Source organism: Rothia sp. 110740021-2 (assembly GCF_054263775.1).
The window spans coordinates 1,372,625-1,397,189 of sequence record NZ_JBSZFE010000001.1 but is presented as its reverse complement, the minus strand read 5'-3'; the positions used below and the strand labels follow the sequence as shown (position 1 = coordinate 1,397,189).

Below are 24,565 nucleotides of genomic sequence, written 5' to 3'. Positions count from 1 at the left end.
ATGAGTTCTGGTCTCTCTGCGGAGGGGCATTCCTCCTCGCGCGCGCCAAAGGCTCCGCGTTCGCGTGCTCGTCTGCGTGCTCAGCAAGTAGCTGAGAATGCGAAGACTGAGGTGGCACCGGTTGAGGCGGTACAGGCTAAGTCCGTGCCACCTCAGCAGGTGAAGGCTTCGGTAACAAAGGCTGAAGTGCCTCAGGCTGAACCTCAGCCGACTGGTGCTGCTCAGACTGATGTTACGAAGCCTACTGGGTCTGTAGCCTCCGAGGCTTCTGCACAGCCTGCTGTTGCGCAGTCTGCCGCTACTCAGTCTTCGAGTTCCGTTCGACACATGCCGCGTAAGCCTGTGCATAAGGCTTCAATGCAGAAGAATTCTGAATCTTCGGCGTCCAAGAGCGCTTCGGAGGTTCATTCTTCGGCGCAGTCTTTGAAGGATTCGGTGCGTTCGGCGCTGATGACCGGTCGTACCGTGTCTGAGGTGGAGCACGCTCCCGAGCTGTTTGATGTTGAGGCGTTTGAGGATTCTTCTTCGAAGAGCGGCTCTGCTCAGACTGCATCCTCGCAGTTGGTGAAGAGCGTAGATAGGGGTAGCGATAAGGACGCTGACAAGAAGTCGGCGTCCACCGCTGGCAAAGCATCTGCCGGTTCTGTTGAATCTCACGAAGAGTCTGTCGCTCAGAAGGCTGAAGAAAGCGCCGATAAGGCGGGGGAGAAGGCTGCCGAAGACCCTCGCCCCGCGAGCCGTTTTGGTCGTTGGCGTGCCGAGCGTGAGCAGCAGCGTGCAGCGGAGATTGAGAAGGAACGCGAGCGTGCGAGCCGTCAGGCTCACCGTGAGCGTCTGCGTCAGGATCCGGGCCTAGACGGTCTGCGTGCAGAGGAGCGCTCCCGTAAGGAGCGTTTGCCTCTGACTCGTGCCCGTAAGCTGCTGTACACCGCCTCGGTGCTGGCTATTATTGCGGTACTGTACGTGGTGCTGGTCTTCTTCTCGCCCCTGTTGGCGACTCAGAAGATTACAGTGCGCGGCACATCCCTGCTGGAAACCACCCAGGTGGAGCAGAAGCTGGGGCCTCTGCGCGGGGTTCCGCTCACTCGCATTGACGAGAAGAAGGTGCGTGAGCTGATTGGGCAGGATAACGTGCTTCGTAGCGTGCAGGTGGAGAGCCGTCCGCCGCATGAGCTGGTGGTGACCCTGAAGGAGCGTACCGCTGTTGCGGTTGTGAAGCAGGGAGATACGTACCATACTGTTGATAGCGATGGTGTGAGCCTGCTCGAGTCGGCGACTCAGCCCGATACTTCGGTGCCGCTGGTTCGTTTCAGCGGTGATGATCCGAAGACTTCGGACGAATTCCGCACCATTTCTACGGTGCTCTCGGCGATGCCCTCTGAACTTCTAGTTCAGGTTAAGGAAGCTGGTGCCACCTCAACCTCAAGTATCACTATAACCTTGAGGGATAATACTACGGTGCAGTGGGGAACCGCTGAAGAGAGCGAGTTGAAGGCGAAGGTCCTGCTCTCCCTGCGCCAGGCTATTGCCAAGCGTGCTCAGGAAGAGAAATCTTCCGAAGCACAGATGCAGAATGTGACCATCTACGATGTGTCTGCCCCGCGCGTACCGGTGACCCGATAGGGGAACCATTCAGGCGCTATATCCTCCCTTTTTGTGTTAAATCCACAAAAAGAGGGGGTAATTGCGCTTTGTGACTAGGAACCAGCAAAAACAGTTTGGTATCCTAGCAGATAAAGTCATTCTTTAGAGGAAACCTTTAGGCTTAGATTAAGCTGCGGGTCTTCCGAAGCTGGAACACGGAACAATCGAGGAATACATGGACGCTGGAACTCCCCAGAACTACTTGGCAGTCATCAAGGTCGTTGGTATCGGCGGCGGTGGCGTCAACGCAGTCAACCGCATGATTGAGGTTGGTCTGCGCGGCGTTGAGTTCATTGCTATCAACACTGACGCTCAGGCTCTGCTGATGTCCGATGCAGACGTTAAGCTGGACGTTGGTCGTGAGCTGACCCGCGGTCTTGGCGCGGGCGCAAACCCCGAGGTTGGCCGTCAGGCAGCCGAGGATCACGCGCAGGAAATTGAGGAAGTCCTCAAGGGCGCAGACATGGTCTTTGTGACCGCAGGTGAGGGCGGTGGCACCGGTACCGGTGGCGCACCCGTCGTGGCACGTATTGCCCGCTCCCTCGGCGCTCTGACCATTGGTGTGGTGACCCGTCCCTTCACCTTCGAAGGCCGCCGCCGCTCCAACCAGGCTGAGACCGGTATCGCTGCTCTGCGCGATGAGGTTGATACCCTGATCGTTATTCCGAACGATCGACTGCTGTCGATTTCGGATCGTAACGTCTCCATGCTGGACGCATTCAAGTCCGCTGACCAGGTTCTGCTCTCCGGTGTGCAGGGCATTACCGACTTGATTACCACCCCCGGCCTGATTAACCTTGACTTCGCTGACGTTAAGTCCGTCATGCAGGGTGCAGGCTCGGCTCTGATGGGTATCGGCTCGGCATCCGGTGAGGACCGTGCCGTGAAGGCAGCTGAGCTGGCTATCGCTTCGCCGCTGCTGGAAGCATCCATCGACGGTGCACATGGCGTTCTGCTGTCCATTCAGGGTGGCTCAGACCTGGGTCTGTTCGAGATCAACGAGGCTGCACGCCTGGTTCAGGAAGTTGCTCACCCCGATGCAAACATCATCTTCGGTGCTGTTATTGACGACGCACTGGGCGATGAGGCTCGCGTGACCGTGATTGCTGCTGGCTTCGACGCAGTGAACCCGGAGACCAACTCCAACGCTTCCACTGCTGCAGTTACCCAGGCTCAGCGCACCCAGGCATCCTTCGGCGGTTCCACCGCTCCGGCTGCTAACGGCTACGGCTACAACGCACCCGCTGCTGCTCCGGCTTCCACCGGCGCTGCTGGCTTCGACGTTGACCTTCCCCCAGTTGTGGAGGAAGCTCCGGCTCGCCGCGACACCCTGGACGTCCCTGACTTCCTGAAGTAGTCTGCCCGGCTGTGAACGCCTAAGCGTTGCACGGCTGAGAGTCCTATGAAGCTATAGGGGAGCTGAGAAACACGCACATTGTGCTGTTCTCGGCTCCCCTTTGCTATACCCGCCGTTATACCCGCTGACCTCTGATAAGGAATGGAAGATGAGCGATAATCCCAAACCTTCGTTACTTGCCTCTGCCGATACCCTCACCTTGGGCCCCTGGCGTGTGCGGGTAGGTTTCACCTCCCGCGCGGCGGGCAACCTGGGCCTGCACGTGGACGATGAGCTCGGTGGCGGTATGGACGCATCCCTGGTGCGTACCCTCAACCACCGTGCCGCCCTGGAGGATGCGCTGGGTACCGACCCGTTCTTTTACCTGAACCAGGTGCACGGTGTGCAGATTGCCCGCCCGGAAGACTACGCGGTGGAATCCTACGCGCCCGGTGCCCCGCAGGAGCGTACCGCTAAGCGTGCCCGAGCGGTGCTGGAGAACTCCCCGGTGGCCGATGCCGCCATCAGCAGTGAGGGTGTGCCCCTGGCGATTATGGTGGCGGACTGCATCCCGGTGGTGCTGGTGGGTGAGCGGGTCGCGAACTGGCAGCCGATTCTTGCGGTAGCCCATGCTGGCCGCCGCGGCCTGCTTGACGGTGTACTCCAGCAGACCGTGCAGCGGATGCGTCAGCTCGGCGCGGAGAAAATTATCGCGTGGCTGGGCCCGAGTATCTGCGGTAGCTGCTACGAGGTACCCGAAGATATGCGCGCCGAGTCCACTGAACTGATTCCGCAGGTGCATGCGGTGACCAGCCAGCAGACCCCCGGACTGGATCTGCCCGCCGGCGCCCGTGCGGTGCTGGAAGAGGCGGGCGTGCAGGTGAGCATGGACTGTGCGCGGTGCACGTTTGAGGAGCCTGAGGTGTATTCACATCGCGGGTTCACGAACCGCGGTGAGAAGCCGGGCCGCATCGCGGGTCTGGTGTGGGTTCAGAAGTTGGAAGAGCCCGCCGCGTAGAGACGCTGAAGGAGAGAAGATGCCTGAGATGAATGTAGAAGAACAGAACCTGCACTACACTCCCGAACGCGCCGAGCAACTACTGCAGAACTACCGTCGCGTGCTTGCGCGTATCCGCGCCGCGGAGCAGGACCGTAGCGCGGTGCGTACTGAGGCGAGCGCCTCAGTGCAGCTGGTGACGGTCACGAAGTTCTTCCCCGCCTCTGACGCAGCGGCGCTGCTGGATGGGGGAGTGGCCCTCTTCGGTGAGAACCGCGACCAGGAGGCGAGTACGAAGGCTCGCGAGCTTGCCGCCTACTGCGCCCAGCGTGAGGTGCAGCCCCCGCACTGGGCGTTTATTGGCCAGTTGCAGACGAATAAGGCGAAGTCTGTGGTCAAGTACGCCTCCAGCGTGCATTCAGTGGACCGCCCCTCCCTGGCGGACGCGCTGGCGAAGGCGTACACAAACCAGCTCGCGCGCTTCGAGGCGGGGGAGGCACCCGCACCCGCGGCGGCGGAGCAGGGTGCGCTGACCTGCCTGGTGCAGGTGTCCCTGGCAGAGGTTGCGACGGCTGGCCACGCCGCTGAGGGCGCGCGCGGTGGTACGAGCGCCTCTGAGCTGCTGGAGTTGGTGGAGCGCATCGAGAACCACGAGCATTTGCGCTGTGGTGGCGTGATGGCGGTGGCGCCGCTGGGAATGAACCCTGATGAGGCATTTGAGAAGCTCTACGGGCTGGCGTTGCTGGTGCGTGAGCAGGTGCCGCATGCGACCGAGATTTCTGCCGGTATGAGCGGGGATTTGGAGGCTGCGGTGCGTTGGGGCTCGACCTGCGTGCGCGTGGGTAGCGACATCATGGGTAAGCGCCCGGCGCTCTAGCCTCGCCCAAGCTACGCGCCGTGCGTTGCCTATCGCACTCTGGACTGCTTTCGGTACAAACTGCGGCATAATCATCGGTGCCCTTGACCGCCTGCGCGGGGCGTGCGCTGGTAATATATACATGCCGGTGCATGGCGTACCGTTACGCACACACCTTCTGATGACGCACTACGGCAGAACCTGTACACCACCAACGTGAAAGAACAGCGAGAGAATCATGGCGAAACAAAGCCGTCTGGCGGGTTTCCTCGGCCTGGAACGATACCAGAACGCTGAGACGACGCCGGAAGAATCCCCGCAGGCTGTGCAGGCTGACTCCCGCCGGGAGGCAAACGCCTCCGCAGGGCAGGCTGCTATAGCACAGAAGACCGACAGCTCTAACAGGCTCTCAGCACTGCCCGGCTCAGCACAGTACAGCGTTGCCGAGTCGCAGAGCGCAACCTACCACCTGCAGGACGAACCCCCCTATACTGAACAAGAAGTGTACCAGCAAGCTAATAGCTACGATGACGGTACAGAAACCGAGTATCTGGACGCAGAAGAAACTGCCGACGGACGAGCAACCGTAGATGCAGCGGCATACGCCACCGCTCATACACCTGAAACCACAGCTGATCTGGCGGAAACCGAGCAGACTTGGGACGACGTCAGCGCAGACAATTGGGAGGACACCCCGGTGCCGAATACCGAATACACCGAGCAGTACGCCGAGACGTACTCCAACGACGGCTACTACGACCAGGGCTACGAGCCCGAAGAAACCAACGGATACACCTACGGTTACGAGGAAGAAGAGGACGAATTGCGTCGTATCACCACTATCCACCCCCGCTCCTACAATGATGCAAAGATCATTGGTGAGGCATTCCGCGAGAACATCCCCGTGATTATGAACGTGGAAGAAATGCCTGACGCAGACGCAAAGCGCCTGGTGGACTTTGCATCCGGTCTGGCATTCGCGCTGGAAGGCCGCATTGAGCGCGTCACCGCTAAGGTGTTCCTGCTGACCCCCTCCAACCTGGAGGTTCTGGGCGTGGCTAATTCCGAGGTTCCCGCCGGCTTTGAGACCGACGGCGAATTCCCCTTCGACCAGGGCTAAGGACTGATAGATGGGTTATATTTTCGCCCTCATTACAATCGTTGTCTACGTTCTCTACATTGCGATGCTGTTGCGCATGCTCTTTGACTGGGTGCGCATGTTCGCTCCGGAGTGGCGACCCAAGGGCTTTGTGCTACTCTTCGCCAGCGGCGTGTACGCGGTGACGGACTGGCCGATGAACCAGCTGCGCCGCCTGATCCCGCCGGTTCATGTGGGTAACGTTGCGTTGGATACCGGCTTCCTGATTTTGATTGTTGTGTTGTCTCTGCTGCTGAGCATTATGATGCGGATGACCGCGGCATTCTCCTAAACCGCTCCGTTGAGAGGTTAGAGAACAATGTTGTAGAGCCCCGCCTGCGCTCTAAACCCTGTGGGTTGGAATGCTGGCGGGGTTTTCTGTGCCTGATTGCTGGATTGATTGCGGTGTCCCGCTCCGTGGCTGAGGTAGCTTTCCGTGACAGGTTACAAGCTGGGTTCGCGAGCTACATCAGATGATGAGAAATGCACCTGTCAGCAGATACTGAGCCTGATAAGGCGGGGGATAAGGGAGGACGCGTCACGTGGTGAATCCCACCCTTGTGCCGAGTACATATTTTGTTATTCAGCCGATATATAACCGGGCACAGAAACCAAAGAATAGTAGAATTGGTGCCAATGACTGCATCGCGGTATAGCCATACCCCTGAACTATTGGGGTGGCGAATTCGCTGCACTTAATTCATTACCAACCCCGTAGAGATACTTAGAGGAGAAGCCCATGGCAATCACCCCCGAAGACCTAATCACTAAGAGCTTCAAGGTCGTGACCGAAGAGTCTGGTTACGACCGCAACGAGGTCGACGATTTCCTGGACGAGCTCGTTGTCGAACTGCGTGCACTCTACTCCGAGCGTGATACCCTCGAACGCCAGGTTGAGCAGCTCTCTGCAAACGCACCCGATTCCCCCGCAGCGGCTGTAGCACCCGCACAGTCTTCCGCGGCACCGTCTGGACCTCAGGATGCGGCGGCACTGCTCGCCATGGCACAGAAGGTTCACGACGACTACGTGGCACAGGGCGAAAAGGCTAAGGCGGAACTGCTCGAAGAAGCAGAGAAGAAGGCAGACGCTATGGTGAGCGAAGCTCAGCAGCAGCGCGAAGAGATTCTCTCTCGCCTCACCGACGAGAAGGAAGAGCTGGAGGTCGCTGTTGAGGCTCTGCGCGGCTTCGAGAGCCGCTACCGCTCCAAGCTGCTGCAGCACCTGGACGCACAGGTTCAGGAGCTCAAGAACCTCAAATCTATCGAGGCTTCCGCATAAAACAGCGTGTCTGAATAAGCTAACGACGCTTTGAAGCGTATGCCGCTCGGATTCTTTCTCTTCCACCGCTATTCACTGGGGAGATCGAGAGAACCGGGCGGTATTCTCATGTCCGCCCGGCACGACTCAAGAACCCAGCGTGCAAAGCGGGGGAGAGTACCCGCCAAATCACCACAGAATACTCGATGCACTACCCCGATTTGCTAAGCTAGAGGGGCACTATCGAATGCGAGCGCATCCCGCCTCCGCACCGCAGGGCCGCCACACCGTAGGCGCAGCAACCGGCACAGACTAGAGGAGAGCTATGACCAACATCCCCAAGACTGCTGAATCCTCAGTCTCACAGGTAGCCGATAACGCCGCCGAAGAAGCTACTGGTCACCGCGTGCGCATCCTTTCTGGACGCTCCGCGGGTATTCTCGCGCTCGTGCTTGCCGCCGTCGTGTTCGCTATCGATCAGGGCACGAAATACCTAGTCGTTACTCAGATGCAGTTGGGAGAACGCGTTACCGTCATTGACGGGTTGCTGTGGTGGTACTCGATTCGTAACTCTGGCGCCGCATTCAGCATGGGCGAGAACGTCACCTGGGCCTTCACCCTCGTCATGATCGCCGCCGCATCCGTGGTACTGTACCTGCTACGCCGCACCCGCGCCCTGTCCTGGACGCTCGCATTAGGTGGCCTGCTCGGCGGAATCTGCGGCAACCTTTTCGACCGTCTCTTCCGTGAGCCCGGCTTCGGCTCCGGCCACGTGGTCGATTTTATTTCCGTACCGAACTTCGCGATTTTCAATATTGCAGACTCCGCAATCTGCGTGTGCATGGCGTTCATCGTGCTGCTGAACTTCAAAGGTCTGAACCTCAACGGCACCCGCGTGCAGGCGCCCGCTGAAGAAACCTCGGCTGACGAGGCCCTGGCTGGTGACAAGAACGCGGCTGAGAAGAACAGGGCAGCGAAGAGCGCCAAGTAGCTTTCCCTCCTCCGCTACATGCCTCGGCTACATCGTAGCCACATGCGCCTACAGACGTTTTCACACAGAGACGTTTTCACACAGCCCCTCCCACACAGACAACTAAAGCAAGCACCACCCGAAGGAGAGCCGCATGAGCGAAACTACCAACGCCACCGAAGAATCGGCAGGTATCCGCGCCGAATTCACCGTTGAAGGCGCGCTTTCCGGTATGCGCCTGGACGCCGCGCTCGCCGGTGCCCTCGACGCGCCGCGCACCCGCACCTCCGGGTGGATTCGTGATGGCCACGTGACCGTGACCAACAACGGCAAGGTCGTGAAAATCGGCAAGTCCTACAAGCTGTCTGTAGGGGACGAAGTCGTCGTGGATGCACCCGCACCGCGTGATCTGGCAGACATCCGCCCCGAAAAGGTGGACGGCTTTCGTATCGTGCACCTGGACGACGACATCGTCGTGGTGGACAAACCCGCAGGCGTGGCGGCACATCCCTCACCGGGCTGGCACGGCCCCACCGTCATCTCCGCGCTCATGGGCGAGGGCATTTCGGTTGCTACTTCCGGCGCGGCAGAACGCCAGGGCATCGTGCATCGTCTGGACGTGGGCACCAGCGGCCTGATGGTCGTAGCCCGCAGCGAACGCGCCTACACCGCACTCAAGCGAGCCTTCAAGGAACGCACCGTGGACAAGGTCTACCACACCCTCGTGCAGGGCCTGCCCGACCCGCTGCACGGCACCATTGACGCACCCATTGGCCGCCACCCCGGCAACGAATGGAAGTTCGCCGTGGTCGAAGACGGACGCAACTCCATTACCCACTACGATGTGCTCGAAGCCTTCGGCCCCGCATCGCTGGTCGAGGTACACCTGGAAACCGGACGCACTCACCAGATTCGTGTCCACTTCTCTGCGTTGCGCCACCCCTGCTGCGGCGACCTCACCTACGGCGCCGACCCGCGCTTTAGCGCCGAACTGGGCCTGACCCGCCAGTGGCTACACGCGCACCGCCTAGGCTTCGATCACCCCGGCACCGGCGAGCGCGTAACCTTCAACAGCGAGTACCCGCTCGACCTGTCCTACGCGCTGACCGCTCTGCGCGAGGGTAAGGTTCAGCTCGGCTAGACAGTCGGCTAGCTATAGCCGCCCGCACGCCGCCGCACACAGCTTCACCTTCACTGCCCATCCTCCAGCCCACACCTCCAGGAGATTCCCGTGGCAACCAAAGAATTTACGCACCTGCACGTGCACACCGAGTACTCCATGCTCGACGGTGCCGCGCGCCTGGGCGACTTGTTCACCCACGCTAAAGAACTCGGCATGAAGTCCATGGCGACCAGTGACCACGGCTTCCTCTTTGGTGCCTTCGACTTCTGGCGCCAGGCTAAAGCGCACGACATTAAGCCCATCATTGGTGTGGAGGCGTACCTGACCCCCGGCACGCACCGCACCGACCGTTCGCGTGTGCGCTGGGGCGACGGTTCCCGCGACGACGTCTCCGGCGGTGGCGCGTACACCCATATGACGATGTGGGCTGAAACCACCGAGGGTATGCACAACCTGTTCCGTGCCTCCTCGATTGCTTCGCTGGAAGGTCAGCTGTACAAGCCGCGTATGGACCGTGAGGTGCTGCAGACCTACTCGAAGGGTCTGATTGCGACCACCGGTTGCCCCTCCGGTGAGGTTCAGACGCGCCTGCGCCTGGGTCAGTTCGATGAGGCAGTCCAGGCGGCGAGCGAATTCCGCGATATTTTCGGCAAGGACAACTTCTACTGCGAGGTCATGGACCACGGCCTGGACATTGAACGCAACGTCCAGGAGGATCTGCACCGCCTCGCCAAGAAGCTGAACCTGCCCTTCGTCGCAACCAACGACCTGCACTATACCCGCCAGGAAGACAACACGGCTCACGCGGCGCTGCTGTGCGTGCAGTCCGGCTCGACCCTTACCGACCCCAAGCGCTTCAAGTTCGACGCGGATAACTTCTACCTGCGCTCGGCAGAAGAGATGTACGCCCTGTTCGGTGACATTCCCGGCGCGTGTGAGAACACCCTGGAAATCGCTGAACGCTGCAACGTGGAGTTCAATACCAAGGCGAATTACATGCCGAACTTCCCCGTGCCCGAGGGCGAAAACGAGGAATCCTGGTTCGTGAAGGAGGTCGAGAAGGGCCTGCACTACCGCTTTCCGCAGGGCGTTCCCGACGCTGTGCGCAAGCAGGCAGAGTACGAGGTGGGGGTTATTACCTCCATGGGCTTCCCGGGCTACTTCCTCGTGGTCGCAGACTTTATCAACTGGGCGAAGCGCAACGGTATTCGCGTGGGTCCCGGCCGTGGTTCCGGTGCAGGCTCCATGGTCGCGTACGCGATGCGTATTACCGACCTGAACCCGCTCGACCACGACCTGATTTTCGAGCGATTCCTCAACCCCGACCGTGTCTCTATGCCCGACTTCGATGTGGATTTTGACGATCGTCGCCGCGGCGAAGTTATCGACTACGTGACCGAAAAGTACGGTGAAGAGAAGGTCGCACAGATTGTCACCTTCGGCACCATTAAGGCGAAGCAGGCGCTCAAGGACGCCTCCCGCGTGATGGACCAGCCGTACTCGGTTGGCGAGCGCCTCACCAAGGCGATGCCGCCGGATGTCATGGGCAAGAACATCGCCCTAGCGAATGTGTACAACGAAGAGGATAAGCGCTACGCCGAGGCGGCAGATTTGCGCGCTCTCATTGAGGACCCGGTCGATAAGATTTACGGCCAGGTATTCGAAACTGCGAAGGGCTTGGAGGGTCTGAAGCGCCAGTGGGGCGTGCACGCTGCGGGTGTGATCATGTCCAGCAAGGACCTCGTGGACGTGATCCCCGTGATGCGCCGCGAGGCCGACGGCCAGGTCATTACCCAGTTCGATTACCCCACCTGTGAGGGTCTGGGCCTGATTAAGATGGACTTCTTGGGTCTGCGTAACCTCACCATCATCTCTGATGCGGTGGAGAACATTAAGGCTAACCGAGGCATTGACCTGGACCTTGAGTCCCTCTCTCTGGATGACCCGGAATCGTACCGTCTGCTGGCGCGCGGCGACACTCTCGGCGTGTTTCAGCTCGATGGCGGCCCGATGCGCTCGCTGCTCAAGCTCATGGAGCCCGAGGAGTTCGAGCACATTTCGGCAGTGTTGGCGCTGTACCGTCCGGGCCCGATGGGTGCGAACTCGCACACCAATTATGCTCTGCGTAAGAACGGTAAGCAGGAGATTGAGCCGATCCACCCCGAGCTGGAAGAGCCGCTGAAGGATATTCTGGACACCACCTACGGCCTGATTGTGTATCAGGAACAGGTGATGGCGATTGCTCAGAAGGTTGCGAACTACACTCTGGGTGAGGCGGACTTGCTGCGCCGTGCGATGGGTAAGAAGAAGAAGGCGGAGCTGGATAAGCAGTACGCTACCTTCCACGACGGCATGATTTCTAACGGCTACTCTGAGGGAGCTATTAAGGCGCTCTGGGATATTCTGCTGCCGTTCTCCGACTACGCGTTCAACAAGGCACACACGGCTGCGTACGGTCTGGTGTCGTACTGGACGGCGTACCTGAAGGCGCATTACCCGCAGGAGTACATGGCTGCGCTGCTGACCAGCGTGGGCGACAACAAGGACAAGCTCGCGCTGTACCTGAATGAGTGCCGCGCCATGGGCATTACCGTGCTCGCACCGGACGTGAACGAGTCCACCCTGACCTTCGCCCCTGTCGGTGACGATATTCGCTTCGGTATGGGCGCAATCCGTAACGTGGGCGCGAACGTGGTCGAAGGTATGATTGCCGCCCGTGAAGAGAAGGGCCGATACGAGTCCTTCAACGACTTCCTGAAGAAGGTGCCGCTGCAGGTGTGCAATAAGCGCACCATTGAGTCGCTTATTAAGGCGGGCGCTTTCGACGATTTGGGCCATACGCGCCGTTCGCTGTCCCTCATTCACGAGGCGGCGGTGGACGCGGCCGTGGTGGTCAAGCGTAAGGAAGCGGCGGGTCAGTTCGACCTCTTCGGTTCCCTCGGCATGGATGATGCTCTGGGTGATGAGCTGACCGTGACCATCCCGGAGGTACCGGATTGGGAGCGCCGCGAGAAGCTGAACTTTGAGCGTGACATGCTGGGCCTGTACGTTTCGGACCACCCGCTGCGTGGCCTGGAGCGTGCGCTCTCGGATGCCGCAAACCATTCGGTGCACGATATCATCGGTGAAGATTCGCACGTGCGCGACGGTGAAACCGTTACCATTGCGGGTATGCTCACCGGCGTTTCGCGCCGTATCGCCAAGTCCAGCGGTAACCAGTACGCCTCCGTGGAGCTGGAAGACCCCTCGGGCGCAACCATTACGGTGATGTTTTTCTCCCGCGCCTACGAGACGATGGGCGCCGCCCTGGCGGACGACCTCATCTGCTCGATTCGTGGCCGCGTTCAGCGCCGCGATGACGGCAGCGTGAACATGAGCGCGCAGGAACTGCAGATCCTGGAAATCAGCGATGACGGCCGCGCCGCACCCATCACCATTATGGTACCCGAGTACCTGGTGACCGAGGTGAACTTGAAGGAGCTGAAGGAGACCCTGCGCGACCATAAGGGCACCGCGGATGTGCGCATGCTTGTGCGTACCCGCGATAAGGAGCAGCTGGTGCTGCTGGATCCGAGTGTGCGCGTGGAACCGAACCCGAGCCTCTTCGGTGAGATTAAGACAATTTTCGGCCCGAGTTGTATTCGACGCTAACGGTAGAAGGTCCCCGCGAGGGGTAAGACTCAGAGTGGATTCTATATGACAGGGTCCACTCTGAGCGTATATTCACCCAAAACATACGGTGTACCCGCTGTATATCACGGTAGAATAGGTATAAATATTCTTGAGCGCTGTATACTCGGGTGCTATCGCCCAGCCAAGGAGAAAAGAATGTACTGCCCCTATTGCAAGCACACCGACTCGCGCGTAGTGGATTCCCGCACCACCGATGATGGCGCCGCAATTCGCCGCCGCCGCCAGTGTACCTCCTGCGCTCGCCGTTTCACGACCGTTGAAACCACCACCATTTCGGTGATTAAGCGTTCCGGCGTAACCGAGCCCTTCGACCGTTCGAAGATTGCCGCCGGCGTGCGTAAGGCATGCCAGGGCCGCCCCGTGGGTGAGGACGATTTGGCAAAGCTCGCCCAGGAAGTTGAAGAGCTGATTCGTGCCCGCGGCCTGGCGGAGATTAACGCGCACGAGGTGGGTCTGACCATCCTGGAGCCGCTGTCGAAGTTGGATGCGGTCGCCTACCTGCGTTTTGCGAGTGTGTACCAGGCGTTTGAGAATCTTGAAGACTTTGAGGAGGCGATTGCGCGTCTGCGTGAGGACCGCATCGCCCAGTAACTTTTTAGCCCAGTAGCTAATGAGTTCAGCCGCTGCTATACGCGCGGTTGGCACACAGAAAGGGGCTGTTCCCGAGATAACTATCTCAGGAACAGCCCCTTTAGCTGTAGCTACACTTTACGCTTCGCCGCGGCGCTGACGCGGCCGCGGGTAAAACAGGAAGCAGCTCTTAAGCTTCGCCTCGACGCTTACGCTCAGGCAGCATACCGCCAGCCCATAGTGCCGCACCGACGATACCCGCGTTGTTACGCAGAGCAGCCATGACCATGGGGGTGCGGATGTGGTCCTCAAAGTAGGGCATGAACTTCTCCGGGTTCTTAGAGATGCCGCCGCCAATGATGAACAGGTCGGGGGAGAAGAGCATCTGAACATGGTCGAAGTAGCGGTACAGGCGCTTGCCGTACTTCTTCCAGGACAGGTCGTGCACCTCGCGGGCACGAGCGGAAGCCTGAGACTCGGCGTTGTGGCCATCCAGCTCCAGGTGGCCCAGTTCGGTGTTCGGGATCAAAACACCGTCATTGATGAGGGCGGAGCCAATGCCGGTGCCCAGGGTGATGACAGCGATTAGACCGTCACGGTTACGGCCCTGACCGTAGGTTGCCTCAGCCAGACCGGCTGCGTCAGCGTCGTTGAGACCGTAGACGGTGCGGCCGCTCAGTGCCTCGCTCATGACCTGCTCCAGGTCGGTGTTAATCCAGGAGTCATCTACGTTTGCTGCGGAGAAGACCATGCCGTTCTTCACTACTGCGGGGAAGTCGATGCCGACAGCGGACTCGGGATCCGGAGCCAGGTCACGGCCCTGCAACTCATCGACTACGCGGCGTACAACCTCAGCCACAGCGGCGGGGGTTGCGGGCTTGGGGGTGTCGATGCGGAAACGGTCCGAAACAAGGTCACCGGTGCGCAGGTCGACGATGCCGCCTTTAATACCGGTGCCTCCAATGTCCACACCAATCTGCAGGTCCTTGGGGGTAGGAGCGGGCAGGCCGTTGATGAGGCTGGGCTCAGCGTAGTTAGCCATAATTTCCTTTCTTTCCTTCGCCTGAGCGGAGAAACATATCTGCGCTATCGAGTAATAATGAATAGATGGTTCGCCAGGTTATCCCTAAAACTTAGATGTCTAAGACAACAACTTAGGGCAGGGTGAGGATGTCCGCGCCGTCAGCGGTCACCACGAGGGTGTGCTCGAATTGTGCGGTGCGCTTGCGGTCGCGGGTGACCACGGTCCAGTCGTCATCCCACAGGTCCCATTCGATGGTGCCGAGGGTCAGCATGGGCTCGATGGTGAAAATCATGCCCTCACGAATCTCAGTGTCGTAGGCGGGTGCCGCATCGTAGTGGGGGATGATGAGGCCCGAGTGGAACTCGCGACCCACACCGTGACCGGTGTAGTCGCGAACTACGCCGTAACCGAAACGTGCCGCATACTTCTCAATGACGCGACCAATCACGTTAATCTGGCGGCCCGGCTTCACAGCCTTAATCGCACGGTTCAGGGACTCTTCAGTGCGCTCAACCAGCAGGCGGGACTCTTCGTCCACGTTACCGATGAGCAGGGTCTTGTTGGTGTCACCGTGCATGCCGTCCAGGTATGCGGTGACGTCCAGATTGAGGATGTCGCCGTCCTCCAGCACGGTGGAGTCCGGGATGCCGTGGCAGATAACCTCATTCAGGGAGGTGCACACGGACTTGGGGTAGCCGCGGTAATCCACGGTGGAGGGGTACGCGCCGTGGTCGCAAATGTACTCGTGAACCAGCACGTCAATTTCGTCGGTGGTGGTGCCGGGTACGCAAATCTTGGAAGCTTCAACGATGGCGCCTGCCGCGATCTTGCCGGCGGCGCGAACCCGCTCAACTTCCTCGGGGGTGTACATGTTCGAGTCGTTACCCTCGTTGGCGGTGGGCTTACCCACGTACTCGGGGCGAACAATGTGCGAGGGGACCGGGCGCACGGGGGTGATGCGTCCGGCAGTCAGGCAACCGACGGGTGCTCGACCGGGCTCTGCGGGAAGATTATGCGAAGTATTCGTTTTGGTTGAAGACATAGTTTCATCTTACCGGGCGTGGGCGGGTTGTGTCCGTTGCCGGGGCTCTAAAAAGCGGCGGATACATAAGCCGTACCTTTTTCCCAGGTTGTGAATAAAATTTCATGCAGCCTAGCGGCAAAACTGCGCGGAACGGAAGACAGGAGCGGAAGGCATGGGGCGGACGACCGTGGAAGAGGGGGGAAGCGCCGTGAGAAGCTCCGCCTGCCTCATTGCCACGAACCGATGCGCGTGAGAAGCTAGAAACACCAACCCCTCACCGTCAAAGGAGAACCCGTGAGCGAGACGAAAAACCGCCTGAGCGACGCAATCGTTTCGGCGGTCGAAAAGACCCTAAACTCCGCGACCGAAGCCACCAGCCCGCACCCCGAAGAGTACTGGTACAACCTGTCCACCGGCGAGGTGGAACGCGGCCAGCAGAGCGCCGTCACCTCCCTGTGGGGCCCCTTCAAAACCTACGAGGAGGCGGCACATGCCATGGACCGCACCCGTGAACGCAACGACGCCTGGGAAAAGGACGGCGGCTGGCTCTAAAGAACGAGCATCCTCAGCCTTACTCACTTGCTCAAGGGGCACGCCGACCAATAGACATAAAACGTGAGACGCGAAGACCCCCGCACCCGGAGCACCGGATACGGGGGTTTTTCTTCTCAAGCTTTTTCTTAAGCTAAAGCCTATTCAAAGGTGTGTTCAGCCGCCGGGAACTCACCCGAACGAACCTGCTCACGATAAGCACGCGCAGCGTCCTCCATGACCTGGCCAACCTGCGCAAACTGCTTCACAAAACGCGGCACGCGACCGGAGCGAACACCCATCATGTCCTGCCACACCAGCACCTGACCGGTTGTCACATTCGAGGCACCAATACCAATAGTCGGCACAGCGCCCACAGCTTCATCAACCAGCTGCGCGGTCTGGGCGGTTACCATCTCCATGAGCACGCAGAATGCACCAGCCTCAGCCAGCGCCACCGCATCCTCACGAACACGCTCAGACGCATCGCCGCGGCCCTGCACACGGAAACCACCCAGGGCATGCTCCGACTGCGGAGTGAAACCAACATGAGCCACCACCGGAATACCGGTATGAACCAGGGCACGAACCCACTCAGTCATCGAAGCATCCGCCTCAATCTTGACCGCGTGCGCGCCACCCTCCTTCATCAGGCGAACAGCGCTCGCCACCGCCTGCTGCGGAGACTGCTCATAAGAACCAAACGGCAGATCAGCAACCACCATGGCACGGGAAGCACCGCGAGAAACCGCCGCCACCAGCGGAATCATTTCGTCCAGAGTAATGGTCAGGGTCGATTCGTATCCGAGCACCACATTCGCCGCAGAATCGCCAACCAGCAGCATGTCGATGCCGGCACGGTCAAAAATCTCTGCCGTCAGGGCGTCGTAGCAGGTCAGCATGGAGAACTTCTGCCCGGTAGCCTTAGCCTGCGCCAGGTGAACGGTACGCACCTTCTTGATGGTGTCCAGGTCAAAAGGCTTCGATGTGCTAGCAGCAGCGGGAACAGCCGCTGAGGTAGCGGCAGGCTGTGCCGCGTAAGGCGAAGAGATCTCGGAAGAACGCTCAGTAGTCATGCTGACTATTCTAACCCTGCACGGCTCCAACCTGGTGTACCGCTCGCCCCGAACCTAGTTCCAGATGAGGTTAATGTAGTAGGTCGAGAATGATGCAGCAGCGTTCTTATTCATCAGCTCCGGAATAGCGGAAGAAGCATCACTAAACTCACGCGGCAAATCGCGCTGAATAAGCGCCTGCTGCACCAGCGCATCCCAATACAGCTGCGTAATCGAATAGGTGCAGACTTCCTTCACGACGTCCTCCGCGTAGGACTCCCACGCCGTCTTTGCCGCATCATTAGAGCCGAAGAAACCCTCGTAGCCGCCAGACAGACCCGTATCGCAGGCGCTCACCGCGTTCTTCGCGTACTGCAACCAGTAGCTGCGGCTCAACTCATCGGTAGTGTTGAAAGTAAATGCCTCATAGTCTGCCTTCAGCAGGGCGTAAGACGCCTGAACAGAACCGGCAAGCGGGGCGTGCGAAGAGAAGACAATAACGTCCAGAAGAGCAGCGATGTACTCCATCTGCACCTTCTCATACGCAATACCGGACGGCTGAACCGGACCAGAATGCATCTGCACCAGCGCCTCCACCGAGTTCAGGAAACGCTCAATGTCGGCGGTCGCCTTCACCATCAGATTCAGCAGACGCTGAACACACTGATAATCCTCAGCAATCTGCGAGAACAAACCGTAGGACAGGATGCCGCGCTGCGAAGCCGCCGCTACCAGAATCTGGCTCGTCAACCGCTGGCTCTCCGCCTCAGCCTTCGCAACAGTCAACAGCAGGGCACCGCAATACGCCAGGGCGCGACCATCCACCAGCTGGGGCTGCTGCTGATGTAATGGCAGAAGACGCTCATGAAGCTGACGGAAAATCGCACTCTGCGTCAGAGCCTTCTTGCCCCGCTCCTCAGTCTTCAACAGCACGGTGTCTGCCGAGAAATCACGCGGAACAAAACGGCGCGCATCCTCAGCGGTAAACGGCGAATAGGGGCGACCCATCACCGGCTGCAACAGCGACATCGTGGTAAACAGCGAAAAACGAGCCGCCACCGGCCCCAGCGAATCCGGGTAGTTCGGCGCATCCGGCGCATTGACACGCTCCGTGCACAGAGTCAGCCAGGTCTGCTCCACCGCCCGATCAGAAGTAATGCCAGCACCCATACCCAGGATGCTCTCACCGAACGCCTCCGACGGAAGCTTACCGGGGTTCATGACACGCGCCTGCATGAGCGCCACAGCCAGCTCCACCGTATAGTTCGTGCGGCGCTTCTTACCCGCCTCGTCAAGGTTCTGGAACGGACGCACGCCTGCAATCTTCTGACCGCACGCCAGCGTATGCAGCTCCTTGCTCATCGCAAACTGCTGTGGGTTACGCTGCATCATCTTCGACACTTCGTAGGCGCTCTTATGGTTCAGCTTCTCACGGCGCTGAGCACCCTCAGCGGACAGCGCATCATACTTGCCGCGGCTTGCGTGAACATACCAGGCACGAAGTACCTGAAGCGGCAGGAAGAAGAAAGTGTACTTCCACGACCAACTAAAAATAATGACCGGAATAGCCGCGCTCGAACCCAAACGGCCCGTGTAACCGGTCCAGATGAACTCCACAAACGCACCAATCAGCGCCCACGACGCCAAAGTGCGAATCCTAAACGCCACACGGGAGGGGCGGTCCAGCAGGTAGGTCGTGCCGCCAGACTTGTTGTTCTTCATGACTGTCGGGCCAAAGACCGCAACCACAAAAAGGCAGACTAGGTACAACACCAAGAAAACAATGGGAGCGGCAATAAGTAGTAGCCACTCTAAACCGGTAGGGTCGGCAGCAACCATGCTGGTCGCCAGCGGAAGCTGCGCTAATGGAAACTGCGCCAACGGAAACTGCACAGTCGAGGGAAGAATAATGGAATGTGGCATACTCCCATTATCGCAAGGCGACACCGCTCCCCGTCCCGCGAACCCGTCATGTGCTGGGTATCTGAACAAAACCCACACCGCAGAAAAAGTGGGGGAGTGCCCCTCCTAGTATCGCCCAGAATCTGAGCTGCCGTGGCGCAGGAACAAGAATTTACACAAACGAAACCTCTCACCCGCCCGCCACACAGCAGAACCCGATAGGCTAGATAACAACAGGACATACGCCGGGGCAAGGAAGCGCCAGCACCGCTGGCACGTAACCCGGCGGAACCCCTGGAATCCCAAGGGATATGCAGGGCTTTCCGCACCACGGCAGTAAAATTTAGCGCGCCTCCGCCACCCGCAGACGGGTACCACGCGGATGCGCGCCCGCACCGAGAGGGCAACTTATGGACCGCCAACAGGAATTCGTACTGCGCACCATCGAAGAGCGCGACATCCGCTTCATCCGCCTCTGGTTTACCGACGTGGTCGGCACCCTCAAATCCGTTGCGCTCGCACCGGCTGAAGTAGAAAGCGCCTTCGATGAGGGCTTGGGCTTTGACGGCTCCTCGATTGAGGGTTTCTCCCGCATCTACGAATCCGACATGCTGCTGCAACCGGACCCCTCCACCTTCCAGATTCTGCCCTGGCGCGGCGAGGAAGACTACACCTCCCGCATGTTCTGTGACGTGCTTACCCCCGACGGCGAAGTCAGCGCCTCCGACACCCGCGGTGTGCTCAAGCGTGTGCTCAATAAGGCAGCGGAGATGGGCTTTACCTGCTACACCTCGCCCGAAATTGAGTTCTACTTGCTCGAATCCTCCAAGCTCGGCGCTGACGGGTTCCCCGTGCCCGTGGACTACGAATCCTACTTCGACCACACCCCCGGCGGCATCGTGCAGGACTTCCGCCGCAAGGCAGTGACCATGCTGGAAGAAGTCGGTATCTCCGTCGAATTCAGCCACCACGAAACCGGCCCGGGCCAGAACGAAATCGATCTGCGCCACGCCGACGCCCTGCAGACCGCCGATAACGTCATGACCTTCCGTACCGTCATCAAGGAAGTCGCCTACTCACGCGGCATGTACGCAACCTTCATGCCCAAGCCCTTCACGAAGTACGCCGGTAGCGGCATGCACACCCACTTCTCCCTCTTCGAAGGCGACACCAACGCATTTTTCGAAGCGGGTGCCGAATACCAGCTGTCCAAGACCGCACGCCACTTCATCGCCGGTGTGCTCAAGCATGCCCCTGAATTCACCGCGGTCACCAACCAGTTCATCAACTCCTACAAGCGCCTCTGGGGCGGCGGCGAGGCTCCCTCCTACGTCTCCTGGGGCCATAACAACCGCTCTGCCCTCGTGCGTGTGCCCCTGTACAAGCCGAACAAGATGCAGTCCGCACGCATCGAGTACCGCGGTCTGGACTCGGCATCGAACCCGTACCTCGCCTACGCGGTGATTCTTGCCGCCGGTTTGAAAGGTATCGAGAACGAGTACCCGCTCATGCCCGCCGTGACCGAGGACCTGGCCGCCATGACCAACGCCGAACGCCGCGCTATGGGTTACAACCCGCTGCCTGCTTCCCTGCGTGAAGCCATCAACATTACTGAAGAATCCGAATTCATGGCGGAGGTTCTGGGTGAGCAGGTCTTCGAACAGTTCCTACGCAATAAGCGTGCCGACTGGGATCAGTACCAGGCTCAGGTGACCCCCTACGAGCTCAAGTACAACCTTGGAATCCTCTAGCGGTTGGATCCTCTCACCTCCTCGTACGGTGAGTGAGCGCTGACAGCCTCAGGGCGGTACCCGCCACCGGTAACGCACCGGCGGGTACCGCCTGCAGATATATCCATTGCACCTATCAGCTTTACCGTTCACCGCTGTTTTTAGCGGCCAAAATTTATACTCCCCACCCCACGGACCTACTCCCTACCCGTAGTTCTCTACCCATGGTTCTCACGCTATGACTGACAGATCCCACTACCCGGCCACCGGGCTCATCCGCATGATCGACCCTGCCAAAGAACCCAAACCGCTGACTGACATCGCTGCCGACGCACTCGGCGACGAGCAGCGAGCCGAAGCCAAACGCAAAGCCCAGCTGCGCCTGCGCACCCGCATGATTGCCACCGGCTTCCACGACCCCTCCAAGGCAGAGCGCTGGCTCAACGCGCCTGAACTGCAGCACGTCTCGCAGGATGCGCTCTTTGCCGGGCTGCGCCTTGCCCCCTCACCGGATATTGCCCTGCCCGCCCTTGTGCGCCTCATTGAGAAGCATCCAGCGGTTGCTGAGCGCGCCAACTGCAGCGAAGAAGAATTCGGCATGTACCGCCTGCTCGGTGCGTCCCAGGCGATTGGCGATTTTCTCTACCGCCGCCCCGAGCACATTGACTCGCTCTTCGACACGCAGGTGTACCCGGCTGAGAGCGCGCTGATTCGCTCCCAGCACCCGGCGTCGATTCTGCCGGAAACCGATGGGGAATTCCTGACCCCCATCGCACCGCTGGACACCCCCTACCGCCGCGATATCCTTACCGCCCTCGGCGCCGACCCCCACGCGGAGCGTCCGCGCGCTGCCGTCGAGCAGACCGGCAAAGACGGCTACGTGACCCTGCGCGTTGCCTACCGTGCCGCCCTGGCGCGTATCGCCCTCATTGATGTGTGCTGTGAAGACCCGGTTGAAATGATGCCCACCATTGGTCGTCACCTCGCTGATCTGGCTGCCGCCGCGCTGGAGGGCGCACTCGCTGTTGCACGCACGGAAGTTGCGGAGGGGCTGGGCCCTGGCTTGGCGGCTCCTCGCCGTGGCGAAGCCGTAAACGCCCTGGACTTGGCGATTATCGGCATGGGTAAGTGCGGTGCCCGCGAGCTGAACTACATCTCTGACGTTGACGTGGTGTACGTGGTTGCGCCCGTGGAACCCGCCGCCACGCCCAATACCGGGGCGGAGGGGGAGAGTGCCCCACTCAAGCTCACAGAGAACGAATGTTCCACCATCGGCACGGAACTCGTGCACGCCCTCACCCGCGCCATCATGGGCCCCGCACCCGAACCCGCCCTCTGGGAAGTCGACGCGAACCTGCGCCCCGAGGGTAAAGACGGCCCGCTCGTTCGCACCGTCGAATCCTACGTTCAGTACTACAAACGCTGGGCCGAAAACTGGGAGTTTCAGGCGCTGCTCAAGGCACGCCCCATTGCTGGTTCGGCGCAGCTGGGAGCCCGCTACGCCCGCGCAATCGACCCCTTTGTGTGGGAGTCCGCCGCCCGTGAATCTTTCGTAGAATCCGTGCAGGCGATGCGTGCCCGCGTGACTGATAATATTCCGGCCCATCAGGTGGGCCGTCAGATTAAGCTGGGCCCGGGTGGTCTGCGCGATATTGAGTTCACCGTGCAGCTGCTACAGCTCGTGCACGGTCGAACCGACCCCGCCGTGCGCACCAAGTCCACCGTGGATTCCCTGGCGGCGCTGACCGCTGTTAGCTACATTAGCCGCACTGACGCCGAAACGTTCAGCCGCGACTACAAGAAGCTACGCGTGCTGGAGCATCGCATCCAGCTGCAGCAGTTGCGTCGCACCCACCTGATGCCCGAGAAGGACGCCGAACAGCGCGCCCTGGCTCGTTCAATCCTGTCCCCGGAACGCAATGGCACGCTCTCCGCTGAACAGATGCTGAAAGCTTGGCAGAAAATTAAACGGAATGTCCGTTCTCTGCACGAGCGAATCTTTTTCCGCCCGCTACTCGCCGCCGTCTCCACTCTCAGCCGCGACGAAGTGGTGCTCAGCGAACAGGCAGCACAGGACCGTCTTGCAGCCCTCGGCTACCGCGACCCGCGCGGCGCTATGCGCCACATCAAGGCACTCACCACGGGACTTTCCCGCAGTGCAGATATCCAGCGTCACCTCATGCCCGTGCTGCTGGGCTGGTTCGCCCGCGGCGTGGACGCGGACGCCGGCCTGCTCGGATTTCGCATCGTCTCCGAATCGCTCGGTAGCACCAGCTGGTACCTGCGTATGCTCCGTGACTCACCCGCAGCTGCTGAACGCCTCAGTCAGCTGCTCTCCAGCTCGCGCCTTATGACCGACCTGCTGGAGGACGCCTCCGCCTCTATTGCCTGGCTGGATAAGGTCGCCGACCTCAAGCCGCTGGGGGAGGAAGCGCTCGCTTCTGAGGTGTCTTCTTTGCTGGCTCGTCACGCTGATGCGGTCGAGGCAATGCGCGCCGTGCGTTATATGCGTCGGCGTGAGACTCTGCGCACTGCCATGGGCTGGGCTCTTGGCATCGTTGACATTGAGGACACCTGCGCCGGTCTTGCTGCCATTGATGAGTGCACGATCGGTGCGGCGCTGCAGATTGCCCTGCGTGAGCTTCAGGTCACCCCGGAAGGAGCCGGACCTGCCGAAACTGAGGAGACAGCGGGGGAGAAGCTGCTCACCCGCATCGCCGTCATCGGTATGGGCCGCCTCGGCGGCGCCGAGAACGGCTTCGGCTCCGATGCGGACGTCATGTTCGTCCACGAACCCCTCGAGGGGGTCGACGAAGACGCCGCGCAGGAACAGGCGGCACGCATCGTCAACCGTACCCTGGCGCTCCTCAAGCAGCCGGTGAAGCCCGCCATTCGCGCCGAACGGCCCCTCGAAGTGGACGCCGACCTGCGCCCCGAAGGCAAGCAGGGCGCTATTGTGCGCTCGCTGGACTCCTACCGTTCCTACTACGAACGCTGGGCGGAAACCTGGGAATTCCAGGCGCTCACCCGCGCCCGCCCCATCGCCGGCAATGAGGAGCTCGGACGTGCCTTCGTGGAGCTCATCGACCCGTACCGCTACCCGGCAGCTTTCGCGCCCGAACAGGTACAGCAGATTCGCCGCATGAAGGCGCGCGTCGAAAACGAACGTATGCCGCACGGTGCCGACCGCACCCGTCAGCTCAAGCTCGGCCGCGGCGGACTCTCCGATGTAGAGTGGCTGGTCCAGCTCGTGCAGCTGCGCCACGCGCACGCCGTGCCGGGGCTACGCACCACCTCCACGCTGTCAGCATTGAATGCGGCAGTTGAGGCGGGACTCATTGAGAGTGCGGATGCGGATATTCTTAGCGGTGCCTGGCTGCTAGCCACGAAGATTCGCGGCGGCAACGTGCTACGTGGGGTGCGTCAGTCGGATACTTTGCCCTCAGGTCGTGATGATTTGGAGGCGATTGCTCGCTGGTGCGGATACCCCGCCGGCAGTGCACGCGCCCTTGAAGAGGACTACCTGCGCCAAACCCGTAACGCCCGCAAGGTCTACGAACGACTCTTTTTCGAAGAGCTCTAGAGTCTCTTGAAAACATGAGCCTGGCGTTTTCGCCGGTGCGGATTTCCGGTGTGGATTTCATAGGGGAGGGGTAGGGAACATGGTTCCCCGCCTCTCCTTTTCTTCGTTCTCTTTTGAAAAATTTTGTGGAC

The 24,565-nt window shown here is 60.2% G+C and carries 17 protein-coding genes and 1 pseudogene; 14 read left to right on the top strand and 4 right to left on the bottom strand.

Going from position 1 to position 24,565, the window contains the following annotated elements; genetic code table 11:
• The 11 genes and pseudogenes from ACUXHH_RS05710 (at nucleotide 1) to nrdR (ending at nucleotide 13,606) form a co-directional block, all read left to right on the top strand.
• Nucleotides 1-1,623 (top strand): cell division protein FtsQ/DivIB, encoded by a 1,623-nt coding sequence (locus tag ACUXHH_RS05710; protein ID WP_371568048.1) that lies wholly within the window; start codon nucleotides 1-3, stop codon nucleotides 1,621-1,623.
• A gap of 196 nt (nucleotides 1,624-1,819) precedes the next feature.
• On the top strand, nucleotides 1,820-3,001 hold the full coding sequence (ftsZ, locus tag ACUXHH_RS05705; protein ID WP_279788740.1) for a cell division protein FtsZ: 1,182 nt from the start codon (nucleotides 1,820-1,822) through the stop codon (nucleotides 2,999-3,001).
• Nucleotides 3,002-3,149: 148 nt separating this feature from the next.
• Entirely contained in the window at nucleotides 3,150-3,998 is an 849-nt protein-coding gene (locus ACUXHH_RS05700) for a polyphenol oxidase family protein (protein WP_279788738.1), read from the top strand.
• Between the two features lie 19 nt (nucleotides 3,999-4,017).
• Nucleotides 4,018-4,854, top strand: coding sequence for a YggS family pyridoxal phosphate-dependent enzyme (locus ACUXHH_RS05695; protein WP_279740472.1), 837 nt, complete (start codon nucleotides 4,018-4,020; stop codon nucleotides 4,852-4,854).
• 787 nt (nucleotides 4,855-5,641) lie between these two features.
• Nucleotides 5,642-5,953: pseudogene (locus ACUXHH_RS05690) on the top strand (cell division protein SepF); the annotation flags it as partial.
• 10 nt (nucleotides 5,954-5,963) lie between these two features.
• A complete protein-coding gene (locus ACUXHH_RS05685; protein ID WP_458391000.1) occupies nucleotides 5,964-6,263 on the top strand; it encodes a YggT family protein in 300 nt (99 codons plus the stop codon).
• A 447-nt stretch (nucleotides 6,264-6,710) separates the two neighbouring features.
• On the top strand, nucleotides 6,711-7,250 hold the full coding sequence (locus ACUXHH_RS05680) for a DivIVA domain-containing protein (RefSeq protein ID WP_254756137.1): 540 nt from the start codon (nucleotides 6,711-6,713) through the stop codon (nucleotides 7,248-7,250).
• A gap of 304 nt (nucleotides 7,251-7,554) precedes the next feature.
• The gene (lspA, locus tag ACUXHH_RS05675; protein WP_279754659.1) at nucleotides 7,555-8,220 is read left to right on the top strand and encodes a signal peptidase II; all 666 of its coding nucleotides are present in this window, start codon (nucleotides 7,555-7,557) and stop codon (nucleotides 8,218-8,220) included.
• A 133-nt stretch (nucleotides 8,221-8,353) separates the two neighbouring features.
• On the top strand, nucleotides 8,354-9,340 hold the full coding sequence (locus tag ACUXHH_RS05670) for an RluA family pseudouridine synthase (protein ID WP_279754657.1): 987 nt from the start codon (nucleotides 8,354-8,356) through the stop codon (nucleotides 9,338-9,340).
• Between the two features lie 90 nt (nucleotides 9,341-9,430).
• The gene (dnaE, locus tag ACUXHH_RS05665) at nucleotides 9,431-12,973 is read left to right on the top strand and encodes a DNA polymerase III subunit alpha (protein ID WP_458390999.1); all 3,543 of its coding nucleotides are present in this window, start codon (nucleotides 9,431-9,433) and stop codon (nucleotides 12,971-12,973) included.
• A gap of 177 nt (nucleotides 12,974-13,150) precedes the next feature.
• A complete protein-coding gene (gene nrdR, locus ACUXHH_RS05660) occupies nucleotides 13,151-13,606 on the top strand; it encodes a transcriptional regulator NrdR (RefSeq protein ID WP_005506525.1) in 456 nt (151 codons plus the stop codon).
• 169 nt (nucleotides 13,607-13,775) lie between these two features.
• Here the strand turns inward: nrdR and ppgK are convergent, their stop codons facing one another.
• Nucleotides 13,776-14,627 (bottom strand): polyphosphate--glucose phosphotransferase, encoded by an 852-nt coding sequence (ppgK, locus tag ACUXHH_RS05655; RefSeq protein ID WP_458390998.1) that lies wholly within the window; start codon nucleotides 14,625-14,627, stop codon nucleotides 13,776-13,778.
• 112 nt (nucleotides 14,628-14,739) lie between these two features.
• Nucleotides 14,740-15,651, bottom strand: a complete 912-nt coding sequence (gene map / locus ACUXHH_RS05650; protein WP_279740483.1) for a type I methionyl aminopeptidase — start codon at nucleotides 15,649-15,651, stop codon at nucleotides 14,740-14,742.
• Nucleotides 15,652-15,927: 276 nt separating this feature from the next.
• On the opposite strand from map, the gene ACUXHH_RS05645 reads away from it, so the two are divergent.
• Complete coding sequence (locus ACUXHH_RS05645) at nucleotides 15,928-16,185, top strand: hypothetical protein (RefSeq protein WP_348539259.1); 258 nt, start codon at nucleotides 15,928-15,930, stop codon at nucleotides 16,183-16,185.
• 140 nt (nucleotides 16,186-16,325) lie between these two features.
• Here the strand turns inward: ACUXHH_RS05645 and panB are convergent, their stop codons facing one another.
• On the bottom strand, nucleotides 16,326-17,240 hold the full coding sequence (gene panB, locus ACUXHH_RS05640; protein WP_279788731.1) for a 3-methyl-2-oxobutanoate hydroxymethyltransferase: 915 nt from the start codon (nucleotides 17,238-17,240) through the stop codon (nucleotides 16,326-16,328).
• 54 nt (nucleotides 17,241-17,294) lie between these two features.
• A complete protein-coding gene (locus ACUXHH_RS05635) occupies nucleotides 17,295-19,142 on the bottom strand; it encodes a geranylgeranyl pyrophosphate synthase (protein ID WP_458390997.1) in 1,848 nt (615 codons plus the stop codon).
• A 389-nt stretch (nucleotides 19,143-19,531) separates the two neighbouring features.
• Between ACUXHH_RS05635 and glnA the strand changes: the two genes are divergently transcribed.
• Both glnA and ACUXHH_RS05625 read left to right on the top strand, forming a co-directional pair.
• Nucleotides 19,532-20,872 (top strand): type I glutamate--ammonia ligase, encoded by a 1,341-nt coding sequence (glnA, locus tag ACUXHH_RS05630; protein ID WP_279740488.1) that lies wholly within the window; start codon nucleotides 19,532-19,534, stop codon nucleotides 20,870-20,872.
• Nucleotides 20,873-21,089: 217 nt separating this feature from the next.
• Nucleotides 21,090-24,434 (top strand): bifunctional [glutamine synthetase] adenylyltransferase/[glutamine synthetase]-adenylyl-L-tyrosine phosphorylase, encoded by a 3,345-nt coding sequence (locus ACUXHH_RS05625; RefSeq protein ID WP_458390996.1) that lies wholly within the window; start codon nucleotides 21,090-21,092, stop codon nucleotides 24,432-24,434.
• Nucleotides 24,435-24,565: the final 131 nt, after the last annotated feature.